General features: G+C 39.2%; 19 protein-coding genes and 2 rRNA genes. 12 read left to right on the plus strand and 9 right to left on the minus strand.

Annotation, left to right across the window (positions count from 1 at the left end):
- Together AAFN87_RS09585 and rrf are read left to right on the plus strand one after the other, a co-directional pair.
- A 23S ribosomal RNA gene (locus AAFN87_RS09585) occupies positions 1-121 on the plus strand; the annotation flags it as partial.
- Between the two features lie 59 nt (positions 122-180).
- A 5S ribosomal RNA gene (rrf, locus tag AAFN87_RS09590) occupies positions 181-296 on the plus strand.
- A 55-nt stretch (positions 297-351) separates the two neighbouring features.
- On the opposite strand, the gene AAFN87_RS09595 is transcribed toward rrf, so the two are convergent.
- Positions 352-1023: a LytR/AlgR family response regulator transcription factor gene (locus AAFN87_RS09595; RefSeq protein ID WP_347790844.1), complete on the minus strand. Its 672-nt coding sequence runs from the start codon at positions 1021-1023 to the stop codon at positions 352-354.
- Between the two features lie 213 nt (positions 1024-1236).
- Here AAFN87_RS09595 and aceA point away from each other — a divergent pair, with 213 nt between their 5' ends.
- The 7 genes from aceA to AAFN87_RS09630 all read left to right on the plus strand — a co-directional run bounded on the left by aceA (position 1237) and on the right by AAFN87_RS09630 (position 8934).
- On the plus strand, positions 1237-2520 hold the full coding sequence (gene aceA, locus AAFN87_RS09600; protein ID WP_347790845.1) for an isocitrate lyase: 1284 nt from the start codon (positions 1237-1239) through the stop codon (positions 2518-2520).
- A gap of 78 nt (positions 2521-2598) precedes the next feature.
- On the plus strand, positions 2599-4194 hold the full coding sequence (aceB, locus tag AAFN87_RS09605; RefSeq protein WP_347790846.1) for a malate synthase A: 1596 nt from the start codon (positions 2599-2601) through the stop codon (positions 4192-4194).
- Between the two features lie 251 nt (positions 4195-4445).
- Positions 4446-5606 (plus strand): pyridoxal-phosphate-dependent aminotransferase family protein, encoded by a 1161-nt coding sequence (locus AAFN87_RS09610; protein WP_347790847.1) that lies wholly within the window; start codon positions 4446-4448, stop codon positions 5604-5606.
- 371 nt (positions 5607-5977) lie between these two features.
- Positions 5978-6373, plus strand: a complete 396-nt coding sequence (locus AAFN87_RS09615) for a YkvA family protein (protein ID WP_347790848.1) — start codon at positions 5978-5980, stop codon at positions 6371-6373.
- A gap of 101 nt (positions 6374-6474) precedes the next feature.
- Positions 6475-6735, plus strand: coding sequence for a metal-sensitive transcriptional regulator (locus AAFN87_RS09620; protein ID WP_347790849.1), 261 nt, complete (start codon positions 6475-6477; stop codon positions 6733-6735).
- 109 nt (positions 6736-6844) lie between these two features.
- A complete protein-coding gene (locus tag AAFN87_RS09625) occupies positions 6845-8050 on the plus strand; it encodes a DUF5050 domain-containing protein (RefSeq protein WP_347790850.1) in 1206 nt (401 codons plus the stop codon).
- Between the two features lie 158 nt (positions 8051-8208).
- Complete coding sequence (locus AAFN87_RS09630; protein ID WP_347790851.1) at positions 8209-8934, plus strand: hypothetical protein; 726 nt, start codon at positions 8209-8211, stop codon at positions 8932-8934.
- 48 nt (positions 8935-8982) lie between these two features.
- On the opposite strand, the gene AAFN87_RS09635 is transcribed toward AAFN87_RS09630, so the two are convergent.
- From AAFN87_RS09635 to AAFN87_RS09665, 7 genes are all read right to left on the minus strand, one after another.
- A complete protein-coding gene (locus tag AAFN87_RS09635; RefSeq protein WP_347790852.1) occupies positions 8983-9885 on the minus strand; it encodes an N-acetylglucosamine kinase in 903 nt (300 codons plus the stop codon).
- A complete protein-coding gene (argH, locus tag AAFN87_RS09640) occupies positions 9878-11401 on the minus strand; it encodes an argininosuccinate lyase (RefSeq protein WP_347790853.1) in 1524 nt (507 codons plus the stop codon). The genes AAFN87_RS09635 and argH overlap by 8 nt, the downstream gene beginning before the upstream one ends.
- 36 nt (positions 11402-11437) lie before the next feature.
- On the minus strand, positions 11438-13159 hold the full coding sequence (locus AAFN87_RS09645; protein WP_347790854.1) for an ABC transporter permease: 1722 nt from the start codon (positions 13157-13159) through the stop codon (positions 11438-11440).
- A gap of 9 nt (positions 13160-13168) precedes the next feature.
- Entirely contained in the window at positions 13169-14239 is a 1071-nt protein-coding gene (locus AAFN87_RS09650; RefSeq protein ID WP_347790855.1) for an ABC transporter ATP-binding protein, read from the minus strand.
- A gap of 106 nt (positions 14240-14345) precedes the next feature.
- On the minus strand, positions 14346-15449 hold the full coding sequence (locus tag AAFN87_RS09655) for an extracellular solute-binding protein (RefSeq protein WP_347790856.1): 1104 nt from the start codon (positions 15447-15449) through the stop codon (positions 14346-14348).
- A gap of 398 nt (positions 15450-15847) precedes the next feature.
- Positions 15848-16744, minus strand: a complete 897-nt coding sequence (locus tag AAFN87_RS09660; protein WP_347790857.1) for an EamA family transporter — start codon at positions 16742-16744, stop codon at positions 15848-15850.
- Positions 16745-16770: 26 nt separating this feature from the next.
- Positions 16771-17331, minus strand: coding sequence for a GNAT family N-acetyltransferase (locus AAFN87_RS09665; protein ID WP_347790858.1), 561 nt, complete (start codon positions 17329-17331; stop codon positions 16771-16773).
- Between the two features lie 143 nt (positions 17332-17474).
- Between AAFN87_RS09665 and AAFN87_RS09670 the strand changes: the two genes are divergently transcribed.
- From AAFN87_RS09670 to AAFN87_RS09680, 3 genes are all read left to right on the plus strand, one after another.
- The gene (locus tag AAFN87_RS09670) at positions 17475-18419 is read left to right on the plus strand and encodes a carbohydrate kinase family protein (RefSeq protein WP_347790859.1); all 945 of its coding nucleotides are present in this window, start codon (positions 17475-17477) and stop codon (positions 18417-18419) included.
- A gap of 12 nt (positions 18420-18431) precedes the next feature.
- Positions 18432-18845 carry a protein-tyrosine phosphatase family protein gene (locus AAFN87_RS09675; RefSeq protein WP_347790860.1) on the plus strand — a complete coding sequence of 138 codons (414 nt, stop codon included), beginning with the start codon at positions 18432-18434 and terminating at the stop codon, positions 18843-18845.
- A 131-nt stretch (positions 18846-18976) separates the two neighbouring features.
- Positions 18977-19684: a CBS domain-containing protein gene (locus AAFN87_RS09680; protein ID WP_347790861.1), complete on the plus strand. Its 708-nt coding sequence runs from the start codon at positions 18977-18979 to the stop codon at positions 19682-19684.
- 32 nt (positions 19685-19716) lie between these two features.
- On the opposite strand, the gene AAFN87_RS09685 is transcribed toward AAFN87_RS09680, so the two are convergent.
- Positions 19717-20421: a YetF domain-containing protein gene (locus AAFN87_RS09685; protein WP_347790862.1), complete on the minus strand. Its 705-nt coding sequence runs from the start codon at positions 20419-20421 to the stop codon at positions 19717-19719.
- Between the last annotated feature and the right edge of the window lie 12 nt (positions 20422-20433).

Below are 20433 nucleotides of genomic sequence, written 5' to 3' on the forward strand. Positions count from 1 at the left end.
TGAGATTTCCCATTACGCAAGTAAGTAAGATCCCTCAAAGACGATGAGGTAGATAGGTTCGAGGTGGAAGTGTGGTGACACATGGAGCTGACGAATACTAATCGATCGAGGACTTAACCAAATATAAAACTTATTTCAATGAAACGTTTATCCAGTTTTGAAAGAATAATTCTTTCACTGTTTAGTGATGATGGCAAAGAGGTCACACCCGTTCCCATACCGAACACGGAAGTTAAGCTCTTTAGCGCCGATGGTAGTTGGGGGCTTCCCCCTGTGAGAGTAGGACATCGCTAAGCAATGTAAACCCGCTGATTTTTCAGCGGGTTTTTTGTTTTTATAAAATAAAAATTATTAAAACTCTAATAAACTACGGAGATTGTTCAAATATGATTGGCTTACAGGAAGCTCAGTTCCATCTTGTAATACAACAATAAAATTAGATGTAAGGTCGCGTGAAATTTTCTCTATAAATTGAATGTTAATAATATACGAACGATGAATTCGCAAAAAAGAATCAGGTAACCTTGTTTGTAGCTCTTTTAAAGTAATAGAAGACATGTATTGTGTTCTATCTTTATAAAACCAGGTCTTTTTTTGTAAACTTTCGATATGTGAGATTTTATCAATCGGAATAGGGATCCAATCTTCATTTTGTCGCCCCGTTAAAAAACGATACGTATCAAGCTTTGGTTTAATAAAGTTTTGTGGTAACACAATTATGAGTGCAGCAGGTTGATTTTCAACATAAATTGGATAACCGATCACATAATAAGGTATTTCAAATAAGGAATTATCTATAACAGCTTCAGTTTTCATACGTGTTTGTAATACACGATAAGCAATACTATCTGCACGGACTTGTAATCCTACTTCTAGATGCATATTGGGAGTGCCAGAACAAAAGTAAATATATTGCTCTCCACGTGCAATAGCAATAGATGCACTTTTTGGAATCCAATCTTCTAATATAATTTTGAATTGATGTAATGCGTTATTAATAATAGTTAAATCCCCACTTTGCAAAATCCAAACCTCCCTTGTATTACCTTTAATTTTACATTCGTCCTCCAAATTTCTAGTTTCATCACCAAAAATATACGATTCGTCAGAAAATAATGAAATTCAAACTATTCTGTTATATATTAATTTACACCAAGTACACCTGTTATGGAACAGTTTAAAATTATTTTTTTAACAGAGTGTATTTTTACACAAATGGGAAGGTGGAAATGTAAAATGTCAACTCGTCAAGAAAAGATTCAAGCACTACAAAATGATTGGTCAAAAAACCCACGTTGGAATGGAATCGAGCGTGCATACTCAGCAGAAGAGGTTGTAAAATTACAAGGTTCAGTAGTAATTGAACAGACACTTGCAGCTCGAGGTGCGAAACGCCTTTGGAACTCTTTACATGAGGAGCCATTTATCAATGCTTTAGGTGCGCTAACTGGTAATCAAGCAGTGCAACAAGTAAAAGCAGGTTTAAAAGCAATCTACTTATCGGGGTGGCAAGTAGCAGCTGACGCAAACCTTTCTGGTCAAATGTATCCAGACCAATCATTATATCCAGCAAACTCTGTACCAGCAGTTGTTAAACGTATTAACCAAGCGTTACAACGTGCAGATCAAATCGATCATGCAGAAGGACGCGAAGATGGTTTCGACTGGTTCGCACCAATCGTAGCAGATGCTGAAGCGGGCTTTGGTGGTCCACTAAACGTATTTGAGCTAGTAAAAGGTATGATCGAAGCAGGAGCTGCAGGGGTTCACTTAGAAGATCAATTAGCTTCTGAGAAAAAATGTGGCCACTTAGGTGGTAAAGTATTACTACCAACTCAAAATGCAGTACGTAACTTAGTAGCTGCTCGTCTTGCAATGGACGTATTGGGCGTAGATACGATCTTAATCGCTCGTACTGACGCAGATGCAGCCGATATGGTTACTTCAGATATCGACCCACGTGATGCAGAGTTCATTACTGGGGAACGTACACCAGAAGGATTCTTCCGTACAAATGCGGGAATCAAACAAGCAATCGCTCGTGGTTTAGCATACGCGCCATACGCAGACTTAATCTGGTGTGAAACGTCTAAGCCATCACTAGAGGAAGCGCGTGAGTTTGCAGCAGCCATTCATGCACAATTCCCAGGGAAAATGCTTGCTTACAACTGTTCACCATCATTCAACTGGAAGGCTAACCTTTCAGAAGAAGAAATTGCAGAGTATCAACGTGAGCTAGGGAAATCGGGGTATAAATTCCAATTTGTTACATTAGCTGGTTTCCACTCATTAAACCACTCTATGTTCGAGCTTGCACAGGATTATAAAGATAATGGTATGGCTGCTTACTCTAAGCTACAACAAGCTGAGTTTGCGAGCGAAAGCAAAGGCTACACTGCAACACGTCACCAACGTGAAGTAGGAACAGGTTACTTTGACGAAGTATCACAAGTTGTATCAGGTGGTACATCTTCTACAACTGCGATGGCTGGTTCAACAGAAACAGAACAATTCGTATAAATTGAAAAAGGGTATTCGCACAATAAAACAGTGCGAATACTTCAATAAATAAATATTTTGTAAGGTGGGATCTTGAAAATGGAACAAGCAACAACAGGAAAACTGAAAATTGTTGGTGAACAAAACGCACAGACGCAAGAAATTTTAACGCCTGAAGCATTAGAGTTTATCCTTTCTCTGCACGAAAAGTTTGATGCTCGTCGTAAAGAGTTGCTCGAAAAACGTCAAGAACGCCAAAAAGGCTTAGATGCTGGTGAGAAACTCGACTTCTTACCGGAAACTAAGCATATTCGTGAAGGAGATTGGACAATAGCTCCACTTCCAGCGGATTTACAAGATCGCCGCGTGGAAATTACGGGTCCAGTTGACCGTAAAATGGTAATCAATGCATTAAACTCAGGTGCGAGAATGTTTATGGCTTGCTTTGAAGATGCGTCTAGTCCAACATGGGAAAACATGATTAGCGGACAAATTAATATGCGTGATGCCATACGCCGCACAATTGCATTTGAAAATGAAGCAGGTAAGGAATATAAGCTCAATGATGAAACAGCGGTACTGCTAGTTCGTCCACGCGGTCTACACTTACTTGAAAAGAATGTATTAGTAGACGGGGAGCAAATGTCAGGAAGCTTCTTTGACTTCGGACTGTATCTTTTCCATAATGCGAAAGAAGCGCTTGCTCGCGGAACAGGTCCTTACTTCTACTTACCTAAGCTTGAAAGTCACTTAGAAGCGCGACTTTGGAATGATGTATTTGTGTACGCACAAGACTACATCGGCATTCCACAAGGAACGATTAAAGCGACAGTGTTAATCGAAACAATATTAGCTGCATTTGAAATGGACGAAATTTTATATGAGCTTCGTGATCATTCAGCAGGTCTAAATTGTGGGCGTTGGGATTACATTTTCAGCTTCATTAAACGTCTGCGCAATCAGCCAGATGTCATTTTACCGGATCGTGGTCAAGTAACGATGACAGTACCTTTTATGAAAGCATACACATCGCTATGTATAAAAACGTGTCACAAACGTAACGCACCAGCAATGGGCGGTATGGCTGCACAAATTCCGGTTAAAGGTGACGATGAAGCAAATGCGGTTGCTTATGCAAAAGTTGCAGAGGATAAGCGCAGAGAAGCTACAGACGGTCATGATGGTACGTGGGTTGCTCACCCAGGTATGGTTGCGACAGCGCTGGAACAGTTCGATGCGATTATGACAACACCAAATCAGATTCACAAAAAACGTGATGATGTGCATGTGACAGCAGCTGATTTAGTTGCTGTTCCAGAAGGCACAATTACAGAAGAAGGCTTACGTGTAAATGCTAATGTCGGTGTCCAGTACATCGCATCGTGGCTACGCGGGCAAGGTGCTGCACCAATTAATAACTTAATGGAAGATGCTGCAACAGCGGAAATCTCTCGTACACAAGTATGGCAATGGATTCGTCATGACAAAGGTGTACTTGATAATGGCCGTAAAATAACACTCGAGCTAGTGCTTGAAGTGCTTGAAGAAGAGCTTGTAAATATTAAAAACGCTGTTGGGGAACAAGCGTATGACGGAGGTCGCTATGCCGAAGCGGCTGAGCTGTTCAAGAATTTAATTACACAAGATGACTTCGTTGAGTTCTTAACACTACCTGGATACGAGAAAATTAGTTAGTTTGATTTGATGCGAATGTACAATTTTACGGGTTGTACGCCAGCTTGAACATGGGTTGCCTCCCATAACATATAAAAATTCAGTTTTAAACAAGGGGTCTGCTATAAGGATTGTGTAAGAATCGCTTATAAAATAAGGTCTTTCTAGTCATGATGGGGGCTAGAAAGACTTTTTTCATGAAATAAAAGGATTATTGCCATTAATAGCGAATGAACTTAATATTATGAATAATTACATAGGGGGTAAAGTTAATGAGAAATAAAGAAATGCTATTAGTGCCTGGACCAACGCCAGTTGTGGATGAGATTTACGATGCATTAGCAAGTGAAACACGTGGGCATACGGATCCACGTTTTGTGGAAGTTTATAAACATGCGCTGCAACAAACACGCACTATGCTCCAAACAGATGGGGAAGTGTATGTTGTAGCTGGTTCCGGTACATTAGCGATGGAAATGGCAATTGTCAATACTGTAGGTGAAGGGGAGCGCTTACTCGTTATTAGCCATGGTTATTTTGGAGATCGTTTTACACCGCTTGCAAAGGCTTTTGGTATTGAAGTAGATATATTGCAATCGGAGTGGGGGAAACGCGTAGATCTTGAATTAGTAAAAGAAAAGCTAGCTACAGGCTATAAAGCTGTGACGGTAACGCACGCCGACACATCAACAGGTGTTGCATCCGATTTAGATGCACTTATTCCACTCATAAAAGAGTCTGGTGCCTTAGTAATTGTAGATGGAGTTGTTGCAACAGCAGCTATGGATGAAAATATGAGTAAGGAATACGGTCACCCGGATTATAAAATAGATGTTGTATTAACGGGCTCACAAAAAGCAATCGGCGTACCTCCAGGGCTTGCGATTGTTGCATTTAGCAAAGCGGCTTTAAAAGCAAGCGAGTCATTAACAGTACGTGCGTATTATTGTGATATTAACAACTGGAGACCGGTTATGGAAAACCCTTCTAACTACTTTGCAACACCACCTGTCAATTTAATTTATGCGTATGATGAGGCGATGAAAATTGTGCTTAATGAAGGGATGGTTAATCGTGAGGCGCGTCATATTGCTTATGGTAAAGCAATTCGCGCAGCATTAGCGACATACGGTATGGCAGCGTTAGCAAGTGAAGAAGTAGCGGCTCCAACATTAAGCTGTATATTATATCCTGCAGGTGTAGAGGATGCTGCTTTTAGAGCAGCATTAGCGGAGCGCGGAATGATTGTTGCAGGTGCACTTGCCCATTTAGCAGGTAAAGCATTCCGTATTGGACATATGGGGAATACGACACCAGAAATGCTAGAGCGCGCCGTTGAATTAATAGGTGAAGCATTGCAGCAGCAACATGTAACAGTCGATGTGCAGCGTGCAGTGGAGGTATTGAAAGCGCAATTGAATGTCATGGTATAGTGGAAGTGAGGAGCCGTCTTAAGATTTTTAAGGCGGCTCTTTTTATCGAATTCACTAGCTATTGGGCAACCCTTTCTCTTCAATTACTTAAATTTAGGTATAAATCCTGTATGATAGTGGGAAAGTAAGTGAGGATGATGACAGTTGAAAATATGAAGTATTTAATTGCTATTTTGTAAAAGACAGCAAGAAGAGTTTATTATAAAAAATGTACAAGTCGCGGCTGTCGAACAAAATATGAGGTGCCCACTATAAAGCAAATGAAACTTTTAGACGACTGGAACGTACATATTAACAAGTACTACATTGGGCTATCTAACCTTGCAGGGATTCTTTGTAGTACTCATTCTCTTACATGAGGAGGAATGATTATGGGTAAGTCTCAAATGGAAGAGATGATTGCTGGAAAAGACAAGCATTTCTCTAACAATAAATTTATTAGAAAAGTAAAGTCTACGGGATTAAAGCTCAGTATGTCGGGCTTACATGCTGCTTCAACTTTGTTTTTTGCACTAAAGAGCCCGGATATGTCGAAGTCTAATAAAATGATCATCCTCGGAGCGCTCGGATATTTTATTTTACCGATTGATATGGTGGCCGACCTATTACCATTAGTAGGCTTAACAGATGATATGTTTGTTATTACAGCGGCTCTTACGAAAGTATATACGTCTATTACAGATGAGATGAAGCAAGATGCGCACAAGTTTTTGAAAAATACACTTGGGGAGCGCTATGAATACGACGAGCTTAATGTGGATAAATAGATTGAATTTAGGTGATTTCGCTCTGTAAAAGGCGAAATCACTTTTGTTTTGCTATATAATAATACGAACAATAATTGCTTTCGAAGGGAGCATAAAAATAGATGGAATTTACAGATCCGATGAAAAATCGTGTAAAGCGTATGGAAGGTCAGCTGCGCGGTATATTGAAAATGATGGAAGAAGATAAGGATTGTAAAGATGTTATTACACAACTTTCTGCAGTACGTTCGGCAGTAGACCGTACGATTGGTGTTATTGTGAGCACGAATTTATTAGAATGCGTGCAAAAGGCAGAAGGTGACGGGGAGAAAATGGACGAGGTGATTAAACAGGCTGTCAATTTAGTTGTTAAAAGTAGATAAGTAATACTACTAGCCGTTATTACTTTTTATGTAAACAGGTAATATATTCTCTATTTCCTGGCTATCTTAAATAGGATAGCTTTTTATTCCTAATAGTAGGAGGGGAATTATGTTTAGAAAATTAGTAGTACTTGTTTTCCTTCTTGTATTTGCAAAACCAATTTACGAGACCGTGGTGCAGTATTATGAACAAAATATCGACATCATACCTGTTTCTATGCCGGCTAAACAACCAATCCAACAAACTGGGCCACCAACAACAGAAAATAAAACAAAGCTACAACCTTCAACTGTGTACGATGAGCAGACGTTGACAGAAGCGTTTTTCAATTATTTTAGTCATTATCAGCAGCAGTTTGTGTTGCATTATAAAGGCGATACAGCCGATTTAGCTAATCTTTTAGAGCGTGCAGCTATGTTAGCGACAAAGCAGGATAGTTATATTGGCGGCCATCTTGGCAATCGTTCGCTTGAATTTACGTATACAAAAAAGGAAGCAACGATTCACGTAACACAAGAATATTTAACGAACGAGGCGCAAGAAAAAGTAGTAGAGGAAAAAATAGCAGACATTTTAGCAGACGTTCCATTGAAAACAATGACCGATTTCGAAAAAGTGAAGTTTGCTAATGACTATATCGTTCGAAATACGGTGTATAGCGAACAGGCGGAAAATGTACATAGTGCTTATGCAGTTGCGCTAGAAGGCAAAGCCGTATGCCAAGGATATGCATTATTTATGACAAAGCTACTTCGTGAGATGGGTATGGAAGTGTTATATGTTGTTGGTGAAGTAAATACAGGCGGTCATGCGTGGAATTTAGTAAAAGTGGACGGGGAGTGGCTACATGTCGATACTACGTGGAATGACCCAGTACCAGATCGTGGTCAACATGTAAGCTATGAGTATTTTTTAGTAAATGATGCGCGGATGAAACAAGATCATACCTGGATTGCCGCGGATTATCCGGCTGCGAATAGTAAGCGCTTTGCTTATATGCAAACTATGCGTGATAGTTATCAGTATGGTGATATGATTTATTATAGTCATATAGACGACGGCGATCGTCTATATGCGACGGATTTGAAAACGGGGGAGAATAAGCAGCTTTCACGGAGTCGTGCTTTCTATATTACTGGAATAGATGAATGGTTGTATTTTAGTAATTATTCACAAGGTGGTTTTTTAACGAAAATAAAGCGTGATGGTACCGCTGAACAAATCATTTTCCGTGAACATGTTGAAAACTTATGGATTGAAGATAATTTTCTATACTTCACAACAGAATCTGGTTTAAAAAAAACCGAGATCTAATTCAGATCTCGGTTTTTTTTCATATGATAAAACGTAACAGCTTCTCTATTGTCTAATTGAAAAAGGGTGCTGCGCGTAAAAATTAAATATTCATACTCTAGTTATATAGAAGACTACAGGTCACTAAACTTTTTTGAAATAATAAGGGGGTTTGATTAATGAGCAGTAGGAGAAAAACATACCGACAAGGCCACTCAAATGTTTGGCTGTATTTAGTAATCCTTGCTTTGTTACTTGGCTCCACAAGTTTTTACTATTTTAATAAACAGAGTGAGCAATCAGAAAACGTTTCGAATACTGATGGTGAAACTGGAGAAAACGCCGAAGAAGAAGTGCCGCTACTAGAAGAGTCCGTTGCTATAGCATCTTTTAAACGTTATTTTATGCCAGATGGAACGACTGCGTATTTCAGAGGAACAGGCAATGAATTTGCAAGTTATAAAGAAAAAACGACTTGGCTTTTTGACCATTACATCCAAACAGTATTGAATAATGGTGGTGCCATTGTTGAAAAAATTTATCGCATTACAGCTACGGAAGTGCAGCTAGTCTTGCAGCAAGAAGTACCCGAAGAACCAACTACAGCTTATACAGAGCAGCAACTAAATGCACTTGCAACAATTGCTGTCATTTGGGAGGCGCCATTTGAGGAAAGGAAGAAGATGGGCAACCGCCAAATTGTCGGTATACCAGCAGAAATCACTACAGAATATGGTCATTTCACAGATGTAATTATTGTTGAGGAAGTAGCGGACAATAATATAAATCGTTTTTTCTATGCACCGGATTACGGATTAATCCGCTTAGAATTTTATAACAATAATGATTTAATAGTGACAAGTGAATTAGCGTCGATAGGAAAGCCGTATTGGGAAAATGAATAGTGAGATGAATGAAAGCAGTCGTACGAGGTTATTTCGTACGACTGCCTGTTATAATAACTGTGCACGTTTCATAATGGAATCAATCGGCTTTTCGCTACACAATGTTATCGTCATATTCGGAAATACAGAGACGACCGCGTGCCGTACTCGCTCCAATATTATGGGATTATGCTGCAAGATGCCACCGTTAAGAAATAGCACGTTGCTATTTTCTGATAGAGCAGTTATTGCAAGTAAAGCAAGTTCATCAGCGGCTTTCTTTGCAATGGACAGAGCGACAAAATCTTGTTGTTCAGCTGCCACATGCAATACATTTGCTAGAGATGCAGTATGTGCATTCCTGTAGTCGCTTGCGTACAACCAGTTCATTAGTTCCTCTGTATTTGCTATACCGATTTGCGCCAAAACGAGTTCCGAAAGCATCGTTTCTTTTCCCCGTCCGTCTGCTGCGCGAAAAATGGCATGTAAAATTTCTTTGCCAATCCAATAGCCACTACCTTCATCTCCGGCTCTGTGGCCCCAGCCTCCCGTGCGTGTAATGCTATTATTTTGAACACTAAAGGCAATTGCTCCAGTACCCGCAATAATGATCGTTGCATCGCGTCCTTGTGCAAGCCCAAGTAATGTTGCTTCAACATCATTTTCAATAGTTAGCTTGTCACAATGTAACATACATTGCGACAAACTATTTTCTATAATTTCTTGTACAGTATGAATGTCTGCCTCAGTATCAATACCAGCGATCGCAAAGCATGCTGCATCAATTGTTTGCGTGTAAGCTACAACTTCTGAAAGCAGGGCAATCAAAGTAGCGGTAACGTTCTCTTTGCCAATCGCTTGATAATTGGACCCTGTAGTTGTTTGTTCAAATAAAATATTTTTGCCACGGGCTAACCTCAACGTCGTTTTTGTCGCACCACCATCAATTGCAAGCACAACACGATCAGTCATTTTGCAACCATCCTTGTAAATACTTCTCTAGTTGCTCCTCTGCACGTAAAATGGCTTCTACTTTAGCACGTGACCAATCGGAGAGTGTAGTCGATGCTTTATCCGCTTTAGCTAACGATTCTCGCATTGTGTCTGGAGCAGGACCTCCAAGTAATGTACGCACATGTACAAAAAATTCAGGTTTTAAAGCATGATAAAAGTCTTCTTGTGAAATTTGAAGTGCTTTGCCTGTTACCTCTAAGGAATAACCATTCGCTAATTCCCAAGTTAATTTTCCCAAAGATTGCTCATGCTGCTCAGTTAAAGTCCGCACGCAACGACTAACGATACGATGCGACTGGCGGAATGAAATTTTCTCCGAACGTACGAGTGTATCCGCAAGCTCTGTTACATTAGCAAAGCTATTTTGCGCTCGTTTTAGCAAACTTTCTTTATTCACTTCCATTGTGACAATTAAGCTACCAAATAATTTATATATACCCATTAAACGGTCCATCGCACGCCATAAATAAGGCTGCATATCATCCTCTGTATCTACTATATCGCCAAAAGGTGTATTATGAATCATTTGTAATACAGTCCCTGCGTCGCCCACTACTGCAGATAGCAGCGAACGTGTATGCTCAATCGACACTGGATTACGTTTTTGCGGCATAATCGAGCTTATTTGAACGTAAGGACTCGCTAGCTCAAAGGCATTAAATTCCTGTGTCGCCCATAGTAAAAAGTCTTGCGATGTACGCCCTAAATTAAGCGCGGCTAGCTGTACAACACTTGCTGCTTCTGCAATATAGTCAGCACCGGCGACTGCATCCCATGCGTTTTCGATAATATCATCAAAAGCTAGTAACTCCTTCATACGCTCACGGCTAATATTAAAGCCAGTTGTCGTTAAGGCAGCAGCACCCATACTGCTACGATTAATCGTGATATACGCAGCTTGCATCCGCTGATAATCGCGTGTTAATTGATCAATAACAGCCTTTAAATAATGAGCAAATGTCGTCGGTTGCGCTTGTTGTGTATGTGTATAACCAATCATAATCGTGTCTACATGCTCTTCGGCAAAGGCGATAAGTGATGAGCGAAGTGTGAGTAACTCCTGCATAAGTGACAGTAATTTTTTACGTAAAGTCATCCGGTAAATCGCAATCCCCATATCATTTCGACTGCGTGCAATATGCAGATTACCCGCGATATCTCCACCAAGTTCAATCAATTTGTTCTCAATACGGAAAAACAAATCTTCAAACTGTGGATTGTAATCACGCGTTTTGTAATAAGCTAAATCCAGTTTTGAAATCGCCAACCCAATTGCTTTTGCTTCAGTAGTTGTCACAATTTGTTGCTCTTCTAACATTTTTAAGTGTGCAATATGAATTTGTAGCATAGACGTTAAAAAATGACGCTTTGCTTCATCATATGCAGGTTGTAACACCATTTGACGGTAACTATTTGATGGAAATTGAATACCTTCTACTTCATTAATGCGATTTCTGTAATCTTGAAAGAACATCCTCCATCTGCCTCCAATAATTGCTATAAATATGCATTAAATTGCTGAGCCGGCCGAACCTTTTGAGAGTTTTTCAGAAATGAGTAGGACGATTAAAATCAAAATAATTTGTAGGACGCCATATGCACACGCTGTTCCAAATTTAAATGCGTAGAGCTTCTGGAAAATGGCTACGGATAACGGAATTGTAGACGTACTGTAAAGTAAAATGGATGCTACAAACTCACCAATACTTTGTACGAATGCTAGTAATGTTCCAGCAAGTATCCCTGATAAAGTGAGTGGTATTACTATTTTTCGGAAAGTATGCCACCAGCCCGCTCCTAAGCTACGAGATGCCTCCTCAACAGATTGATCTAACTGCATGAGGGACGCAGATGTTGAACGGAAAACGAGTGGTAAATGACGGATGAAATAGGCTAAAGGTAAAATCCAGAACGTGCCAATAAGTACTTGATTAAACGTAAATACGCTCTCTGTACTAAATGCAGCAATTAAATTGACCGCAACAACTGTCCCTGGCAAAGCCCACGGGATAGTAATGAGCACATCTAAAAGTGTCTTCCCTTTAAAGTTTAAACGTACCATTGCATAGGCCGCGGCAACCCCGAAAATAATATTCCCAATTGTTGCAACAAAGCCCATTTTTAAAGAGTTCCAAATAGGGCGCCATGTTTTTTCATCGGTAAAAAGTGCCTTGTAATGATCGAGTGTATATTCGGTCGGCAAAATTTGAATTGTCCATGCTCCGTCCTTTGAAAAAGAAATGAGCACTAATACTAGTATCGGCAAAATTAGAATAAGTGTTCCTGAAAATGATAAAAAAACAGAAAAATATTTTAATGGTTTTGATGTCACCTCTGAACGATGTACGCTAACACCCTTACTTAAGTTTTGATAGTTCCGTCGATTTTGGTACCATCGCATAATTAGTAAAAATGTAATGGATACAACAGATAAAATAGTGGATTGTGTAGCAGCCATGTCGAGATTTCCGTTTGTACGAGCTAAATAAATTTGCATCGTCATCGTTCTTTCTACACCGAACATAAGTGGAGCTGTATAGGAAGCCATCGATACCATGAAAACGAGAAGTGATGACGCGATAATGGAGGGAGTAAGCATCGGTAAAATAATTTTTCTCCATACGCGGAAACGACTTGCACCTAAGCTTGTTGCAGCCTCCTCAAGTGAGGGGTCTAGCCCTTTAATGGCAGCGGATGCTGTTAAATAAAAGTAGGTATACATCGTAAAAGTATGGACGACAATGACACCCCAAACTCCTTTTAAAGAAAAGGGGACGGAATCTAACTGAAATAAATGTTGAAGCGCGCGCGGAAAAATACCACTCTCTCCATATAAAAATGTAAAGGATAAGACCCCGACTAAAGGTGGTAATGCCATTGGAATGAGCACAAGAACCGATAAAAGGCGGCGACCAGGGAAGTTATAGCGTTCGAGTAAAAATGCCATTGCCACTCCGACAATCGCGCATGTAATGACACTTATAACAGAAATATAAAGGCTATTCCAAAGAGCCTCTAAGTTTGCAGTGCTTTTTAGGCTAAAAAATTTTTGATAGTTTGCCAGCTTATTGTTACCAGCAAAGCTTTGTACGAATGTCGTATAAAATGGATATACAACATAGGCAAGTAAAACTAAAAATAGGGGCGAAACGAGAATATAAATAAAGTAGGGGGATTGTGTAAGCTTTGACCACCAAGACGGTTCATATTGTTCAGCTAACTGTTTTTTCATAAGCGCCTCCTATTCTCCGAGAAAATATAGATTACTCGGTGGAATATGTAGCTCAATTTCATCGCCAACTTGTTTAATTGTACTGCCGGCATTAATAATCATAGCTTTTAACATAGTTCCTTGTACATTGACTACATAATTTACACTTAAGCCTGTGAATTCGACAAATTGTATTGTCCCTCTAACTGAATTGTCTCCTAATTCACTACGAAATGATTCTGGTCGTATGGAGACATATACGTTATCGCCAATAGAAGCATGCAAATCTTTTGCATAGTTTTGCTTATATCCGTGTAACACAAAACCATTATCATTTTGAATTGTGACTGTATCGCCATCGATGGACGTAATACGCATTTGTAAGAGATTCGTTTCACCGATAAATGTTGCAACAAAGCGATTATTAGGCTTATGATAAATTTCCTGTGGTGTGCCGATTTGCTTTACAATGCCATTTTCCATTACCATAATTCGGTCTGACATCGTCATTGCTTCTGTTTGATCATGTGTTACGTATATCGTTGTTACACCAAGCTCCGACTGAATCCGTTTAATTTCAAATCTAGTTTCCTCACGTAACTTCGCATCTAAGTTCGATAAAGGTTCATCGAGTAGTAAAATATCAGGCTCAATGACGAGTGCCCGAGCGAGGGCGACACGCTGTTGTTGACCTCCGGATAATTCATTAATTTTCCGTTTTCCATATTGACCTAAGTGGACGAGACTTCGGATACGATCCACTTTTTCCTGAATTTGTGCTTTCGGTAATTTACGTACTTCGAGCCCAAATGCAATATTTTCATCTACGGTCATATGAGGAAATAAGGCGTAGTTTTGAAACACCATTCCGATATTTCTCTTATTCGGTTGGAGTGTCGTTACATCCCGCTGATCAAAATAAATTTTTCCATTCGATGGGTAATAAAAGCCAGCAATCATCCGTAAAGTTGTTGTTTTCCCACAGCCGCTAGGACCAAGAAAAGTAAAAAATTCACCAGGCCTAATATCCAAATTTAAGTCGCTAACACCGAGGACATCGCCAAATTTTTTAGACACGCTGTCAATTCGAACACCCTTCATAGAAGTCCTCCTCTCATGAATAGAGTAGTATTGTAGAAAGACCTCGAACTATTAAATTCGAGGTCTTATTTGATGAGTACAGCTACTCGATCAATCTATATCACTTTTATTTACCTTTCCCTTTAATATTAGTATCCCAATACTCCATCCACTCTGCTTCTTTTTCAGACATAACAGACCAATCGATATCGAATGTTTTAAAGTCTAGCTCTTTATACCAATCAGGCATTTGAGATAGGTCAATATCGGTACGTGTTGGAATTTGGAAGTAGTCATGTGCAAGCTCTGTCATTATTTCTTTTTCAAATAAAAACTCGACGAAAAGCTTAGCGTTCTCTTCGTTTTTCGCATTATTAATAACGCCGACTGCATCGACTAAAATAGGTGCGCCACTTGCTGGGTAAATATAGTCAAATGGATAGTCTGTCGTATATTTTTTTAGTAAAATATCTTGTAAGTTCCAAAGGGAAATCGTTCCTTCTTGACGTGTTAGTTTTAAATACAGTGCATTAGGATCTTGCGTATATTCTTTCGTATTGGCATCAAGCTTTAATAACCAGTCATAGCCTTTTTCAGGTTCACTCGGCCCTTGACGGTAGATCATGGAGGAGTAAATTGTACGCATTGTACCAGATGCGAGTACACCACGGATTAAAATATCGTCCTTCCATTTCGGATCGAGCAGTTCATCCCAATCTTGTGGACCTTCTTCTTTAGTAAGGACATCACTATTAATCATAATTACTTCTGGTAAAAGCATTTCACCAATCCACCGATTTTTAGCATCACGATGTAACGGATCAAGTGCTGTAGCAAAGGAGGGCTCCCACGATAGTAATAAGTCTTCATTCGTTGCTACCATCATGGCAGATTGTGTGCCGCCCCACCAAAAGTCACCTTGTGGATTGGCTTTTTCGCCTCGGACACGTTCTAAAATTTGTTGTGCCCCCATCGTCATATACTCGACTTGAATATCAGGGTAGCGCTCATTAAATTTAGCAATGACACCATCGACTAAGCCTTCATCTCTACCTGTATAAATGACGAGCTTACCAGAAGGTTTTGACTCAACCGCCTCTTCATTTGTACCTTCAGTTTCTGTAGATCCTTCGCTTTTGTTCGTTGAAGAATCATCTGTTGAATTGCCACATGCTGATAAAACGCCTAGAAGTAAAACAAGTAGTAAAGAAAATAAACCCCATTTCTTCATACATCATCCTCCTATATCCAGTTTTTATTGCAGGGCATACCGGGTAAAATCTAAAATTAGATTATTTAGAAAATTTTGTTACTTAACTTAGATTTTATAGGCTTTTAGGAAGTAAAGTCAAATGTTTCGAGAATAAGAGAGCTTAGAAGAGCATTACTTAGCTAATAAAAATAGGATACGCATTAACAATAACTAGTTTAATAGAAGAAAAATAGTTTTTTTATTATAGTAATTGGTAGTTCTTTTGTAGCTGCAAGTTATGAGGGGATTAGTATAAGGAAGTTGATTTTCCGCTCCGCTCCGCTCCGCACGCTTCCTCTAGGGTACGGCTTCGAAACAAATAGTATAGCGCCAAAAAAGGCAGTGTGATGTATTTTACGCATCGCACTGCCTCTACTTTATTGAACTTTTTGCCCTTGTCGCATGGATAGATAAGAAGGTAGCACCATGCCGATTAACACTAGTGCTATACCGACAAATTGTAAGGGTGATAATTCTTCCTTTAATACAATCATTGAAACTAAAATGGCAACGGGTAATTCCATCGCACTTAAAATCGAAGCGAGCCCGCCTCCAACTTTAGGAATGGCAATCGAGAATAATAATATCGGCAAAATAATGCCGAATGTCCCAAGTGCTAAACCAAATTTCCACAAGCCAGCCCCGAATAATTGTCCGTTCCAAATAATTTCGGGTGTTAGGGCAATACTAATAACGAGTAACGCAACGATTGATATGAAAAATGTGCGTCCAATCATTGAAACTCCTTCAACTTGGCGTGAGTTAATTTGAATAAATAACGCAAAACTAACTGCAGAGATCAATCCTAATACCCAGCCCTGCCAAGCAATAGCAGATAAATCAACATCCACAATACCTGCTGCTAAAATAGTACCCGCAAATAAAAAGACGAGTGAGATTGCTTCTGGTCGACTTGGTAATCGTTTTTTGAGCGCACAATCTATAAATAAACCAATCCATGTAAATTGAAATAGCAACACAACCGCAAGTGATGCCGGTAAATAATTTAATGATTGTCCGTACACAATTCCGGTTGTTGCTGTAAGGGCACCTGCTAAAGCCAATGTAATTGCGCCCGATTTATTCAACTTTGGTATAGTACGCTGTGTCGCAATAAATAACAGTAAGGCGAGTGCAAAGCCAAATACATACTGGCTTGTAATGGCCTCAGCTGATGTAAATCCATGTTGCATTGCCACTTTAACAATTGTAGATAAAATGCCGTAACTACTAGAGGCAATAACAATCATAAGTGGGAAAATAAAATTTTTCATGTAAAACCTTCCTTTAGATCCTTCCTTTAAAGAGTCTTCACCATATGATGAAATGGTTCGTCAATAATTGTCCATGGTTCTGTAATTACAAAACCAACGCGTTCATATAAAGCCCGAGCCTTCTCTTTTTCTAACTCTACATTTAAAGATAATTTTGTATAGCCTTTTTCTCTTGCTATTTGCTCCGCATAGGCAAGTAATTTAGTGCCGATACCAAGCCCCCGCGCGGTAGGAGCTACACAAATAGTATCAATATAATATTCGTCATCATGTGCCTCTACATCAATTGTAGCAGCTACCTTTTTCTCTTTTAGCCACGCCATTAAATTAGCATCAAGTGCTTTAACAGACAAACCATCATAAAGTACGACAATACCTAAAAGTTGATCTCCTTGCATTGCAACATGTGTATTCAAATATGAATGTCGATTATCTGTACGAGTAATAAGTTCAGTTAATGTGTTTAAAATCGCATCTTCTTCATGCTCACCTGTTAAACGATTGGCGATTTCTCCAATCGCATCAAAAATCAGAGGGGCAATTTTTATTGCTTCTACAGGTCGTGCTTGTCGAATAATAATTTCCATAGTATCTCTTCCTTTCACTAAAAGTATATCAAACTTTTGATGAAAGAGCGTTTTTCCCTATGTTTTGAATAGTATAAAACTTTATAGTAGTAATGGTTATATGTTAATCTATAATGACCATACTTCCGGAGGTTAAACAACTCATGAGTCAGTCAGAAAAAGATTTTATTTTAATTTATGGAGACGCTTTTGTCGATTATATAGCGAATGATGTAACGAATACAGCTTTTACAAAATATTTAGGTGGCGCAACGGTTAATGTCGCAGCCGGCATTAGTCGTATTGGTGCACCGTCTGCATTAATTACGATTACAGGTGATGACGAAACATCTGAATTTGTGCGCAATGAAATTATCAATGAAGGCGTCAATTTGGATTATGCCGTTTACGTACCGGAGAAACGTGTGAGCGGCGTGTATGTTCATTTGACAGAAGATTGCGAGCGAGTTTTCAAGGATTATATTGATGAAACACCAGATCTTCAAGTGACGAAGGAGCAATTGCAAGAAGAAGCATTTAAGCGCGCTTCCATTTTTAATGTTTGCTCAGGTACAATGTTCCATCCAACAGCACTTGAAACGACACGTGCTGCAGTGGATTTAGCAAAGGAAAAAGGTGCAATTATCGCGATTGATGCGAATATTCGTCCTTTGCGTTGGAGTACTGAGGAATATTGTCGAGAAACCGTGACGTCATTTTTCGACGATGCCGATATTTTAAAGCTAACAGACGAGGAACTATTTTTCTTAACAGAAACAGAGACAATTGAAGAAGGCTTAGCGGCGCTTGACTCATTACTTGTACCAATTGTGTTAATTACAGTAGGTGCTGATGGTGCGTACGTGGTATTAAATGGCGAGGTTATTCACGTACCAGTAGATAAGATTATTCCAGTTGATACGACAGGAGCAGGTGATGCATTTATGGCAGGCGTTCTTCGTTATGTCCATTATAATGGTCTCCCTACTACGACAGAAGAAATTATCGAATGTGTAGCATTCGGCAATAAATTAGGGGCAATGGCTGCAACAAAAGCGGGTGCACTAACAGCTTTACCACGTTATGAAGACATTAAAGACTTACTTTAACGGAGGTTTGTTATGAGCTACGATGAGTTAGTAAAAGGGCGTATTTATTTCGGAGGCGCGGCAGATGCAGAACAGGCTGTTGCTAATGAAGCTATTGATGTTGTAGTTGATGTGCGTGTCAATGGCCGAGATGAAGCTGTAGACTACGATTATATTCATGCACCGATTGCAGATGAGAGCGAGTCGACTGCCTCAAGCATTAAGTCAGGTGCTACGCAAGTAGTTGAGGCATACGAGGCAGGTAAAAATATTTATATTCATTGCGGTAGTGGCGGTGGACGAGCAGGTGTAATGGCTGTTGCGACATTATTAGAGCTAGGGTTAGCTGCTAGTTTAGATGAAGCTGAGGCAAAGGCAAAGGTTGCGCGTCCTGTTATAAATATCCGTCCGAATATGCAAAATGCGCTTGAGGAATTGTATAAATAATATGTAAGCGGCAAGGCAATAGTGCCTTGCCGTTTTTATATATACTTGGAAAGTGTATTTAAAAATCCGAAAATTAGCAATATAATGGTGATAGAGCAATATAGCAAAATACATAGAAAGAAGGCTGTTGTATGATACAGATGCAAAATTCAAATCGGTTTTTAACAGCTTTTAATCGTATTGACCATACTCTACGAGACATTGTCGAAGCAAAGGATTTTATGCCATTTTATCGTCTTGTCGATCAAGCTAGGAAGAAAAATCCGCTCGTCCGGAAATATGAAGATGATTTGCGTTCCTATGCCGATTTACGTAATGCTATTGTACATCATAGAACATCCACAGAATTTGTCATTGCAGAGCCTCACTTGAAAATTGTAGAAAAAATTGAACATATTGATGAAGTGCTTGCTAAGCCCAAACTTGTTGGCCAATTATTTCGTAAACGCGTTATGACTTTTCAAATAAATGATTCGCTTAACCATACGCTAAAGGTAATACGTAAACGCAAATATACACAATTCCCTGTGTACGAAGGCAATCTATTTAAAGGATTAATTACGACTGTAGGCATTACAAATTGGCTAGCCACCTCAATGTCAGGAAATCATTTGCCAAAGCAAGTGCCGACATTACAGGATATTTTACAACATGAAAAAAGCTCAGCGAATTATAAGTTTATTAGTCGATACATAACTATTTATGAGGCGGAAGAGATTTTTAAGCAGGGGGTGGAGCGCGGGCGTCGTTTTGAAGCATTACTTATAACGGAAAACGGAAAACCGCATCAAAAGCTCATTGGGATTGTAACTCCACTTGATATTATGAAAATAGATTAGTGTTAGGTATTGCAAAAATGCGGGAGAAAAAGCTAAAGATTTCCCGCACTTCCTTTTAAGCTTATATATAAAGAGCCATCTTCTAACACTTGTGCAAAAAAGACGTCTTGTACAGAGTCTACATTTTTACGTTTAAGCTTTTTTAATAGCCATTCTTCTGTTAAATTGAGTTCAATAAGGTTTTCAGCAATAATTTTACCATGAGAAATAACTTCAGTCGGGATATATTTAGGCAAAGTTAAATCGGCCTTTGCATCTTCTTTAGTCGCATTTGCAAAAGCAGGCTTCTTTAAAACACTTAGCTCACCGTTTGTTTCAAATACTGCATACATCACTTCGTCTAATGAAAAAATGCTTTGTTCCCGAAGTAACATGGTTAGCTCATCTGAATGAAGACGTGATTTTCGTAAGTTGGCATCACTGATTTTCCCATCATAAATTAAAATCATTGGTTTATCATCAACTAGCACCCGAATTTTCTTTGATTTTAAAGAGATAAAGCTAACAATTATCGTAAGTGCAGTCCACCAAACGAGTGAAAACATCCCATCCCAAAAGGGTGTTTCTTTTTGTGAGGAAATTTCTCCAGCAATAGATCCAAATGTTATACCTGTTGTATAATGGAAAAACGTAAGCTGACTTATTTGTTTTTTACCGATAATTCTTGCTAAAACGAGCAATACAAAAAAGGTTACAGTTGTTCTTGCCAACATTTCAAAAAAATTAATATCTCCCATTCTATTCACTCC

The sequence above is a fragment of the Solibacillus sp. CAU 1738 genome, assembly GCF_039888725.1.
Lineage (GTDB): Bacteria > Bacillota > Bacilli > Bacillales_A > Planococcaceae > Metasolibacillus.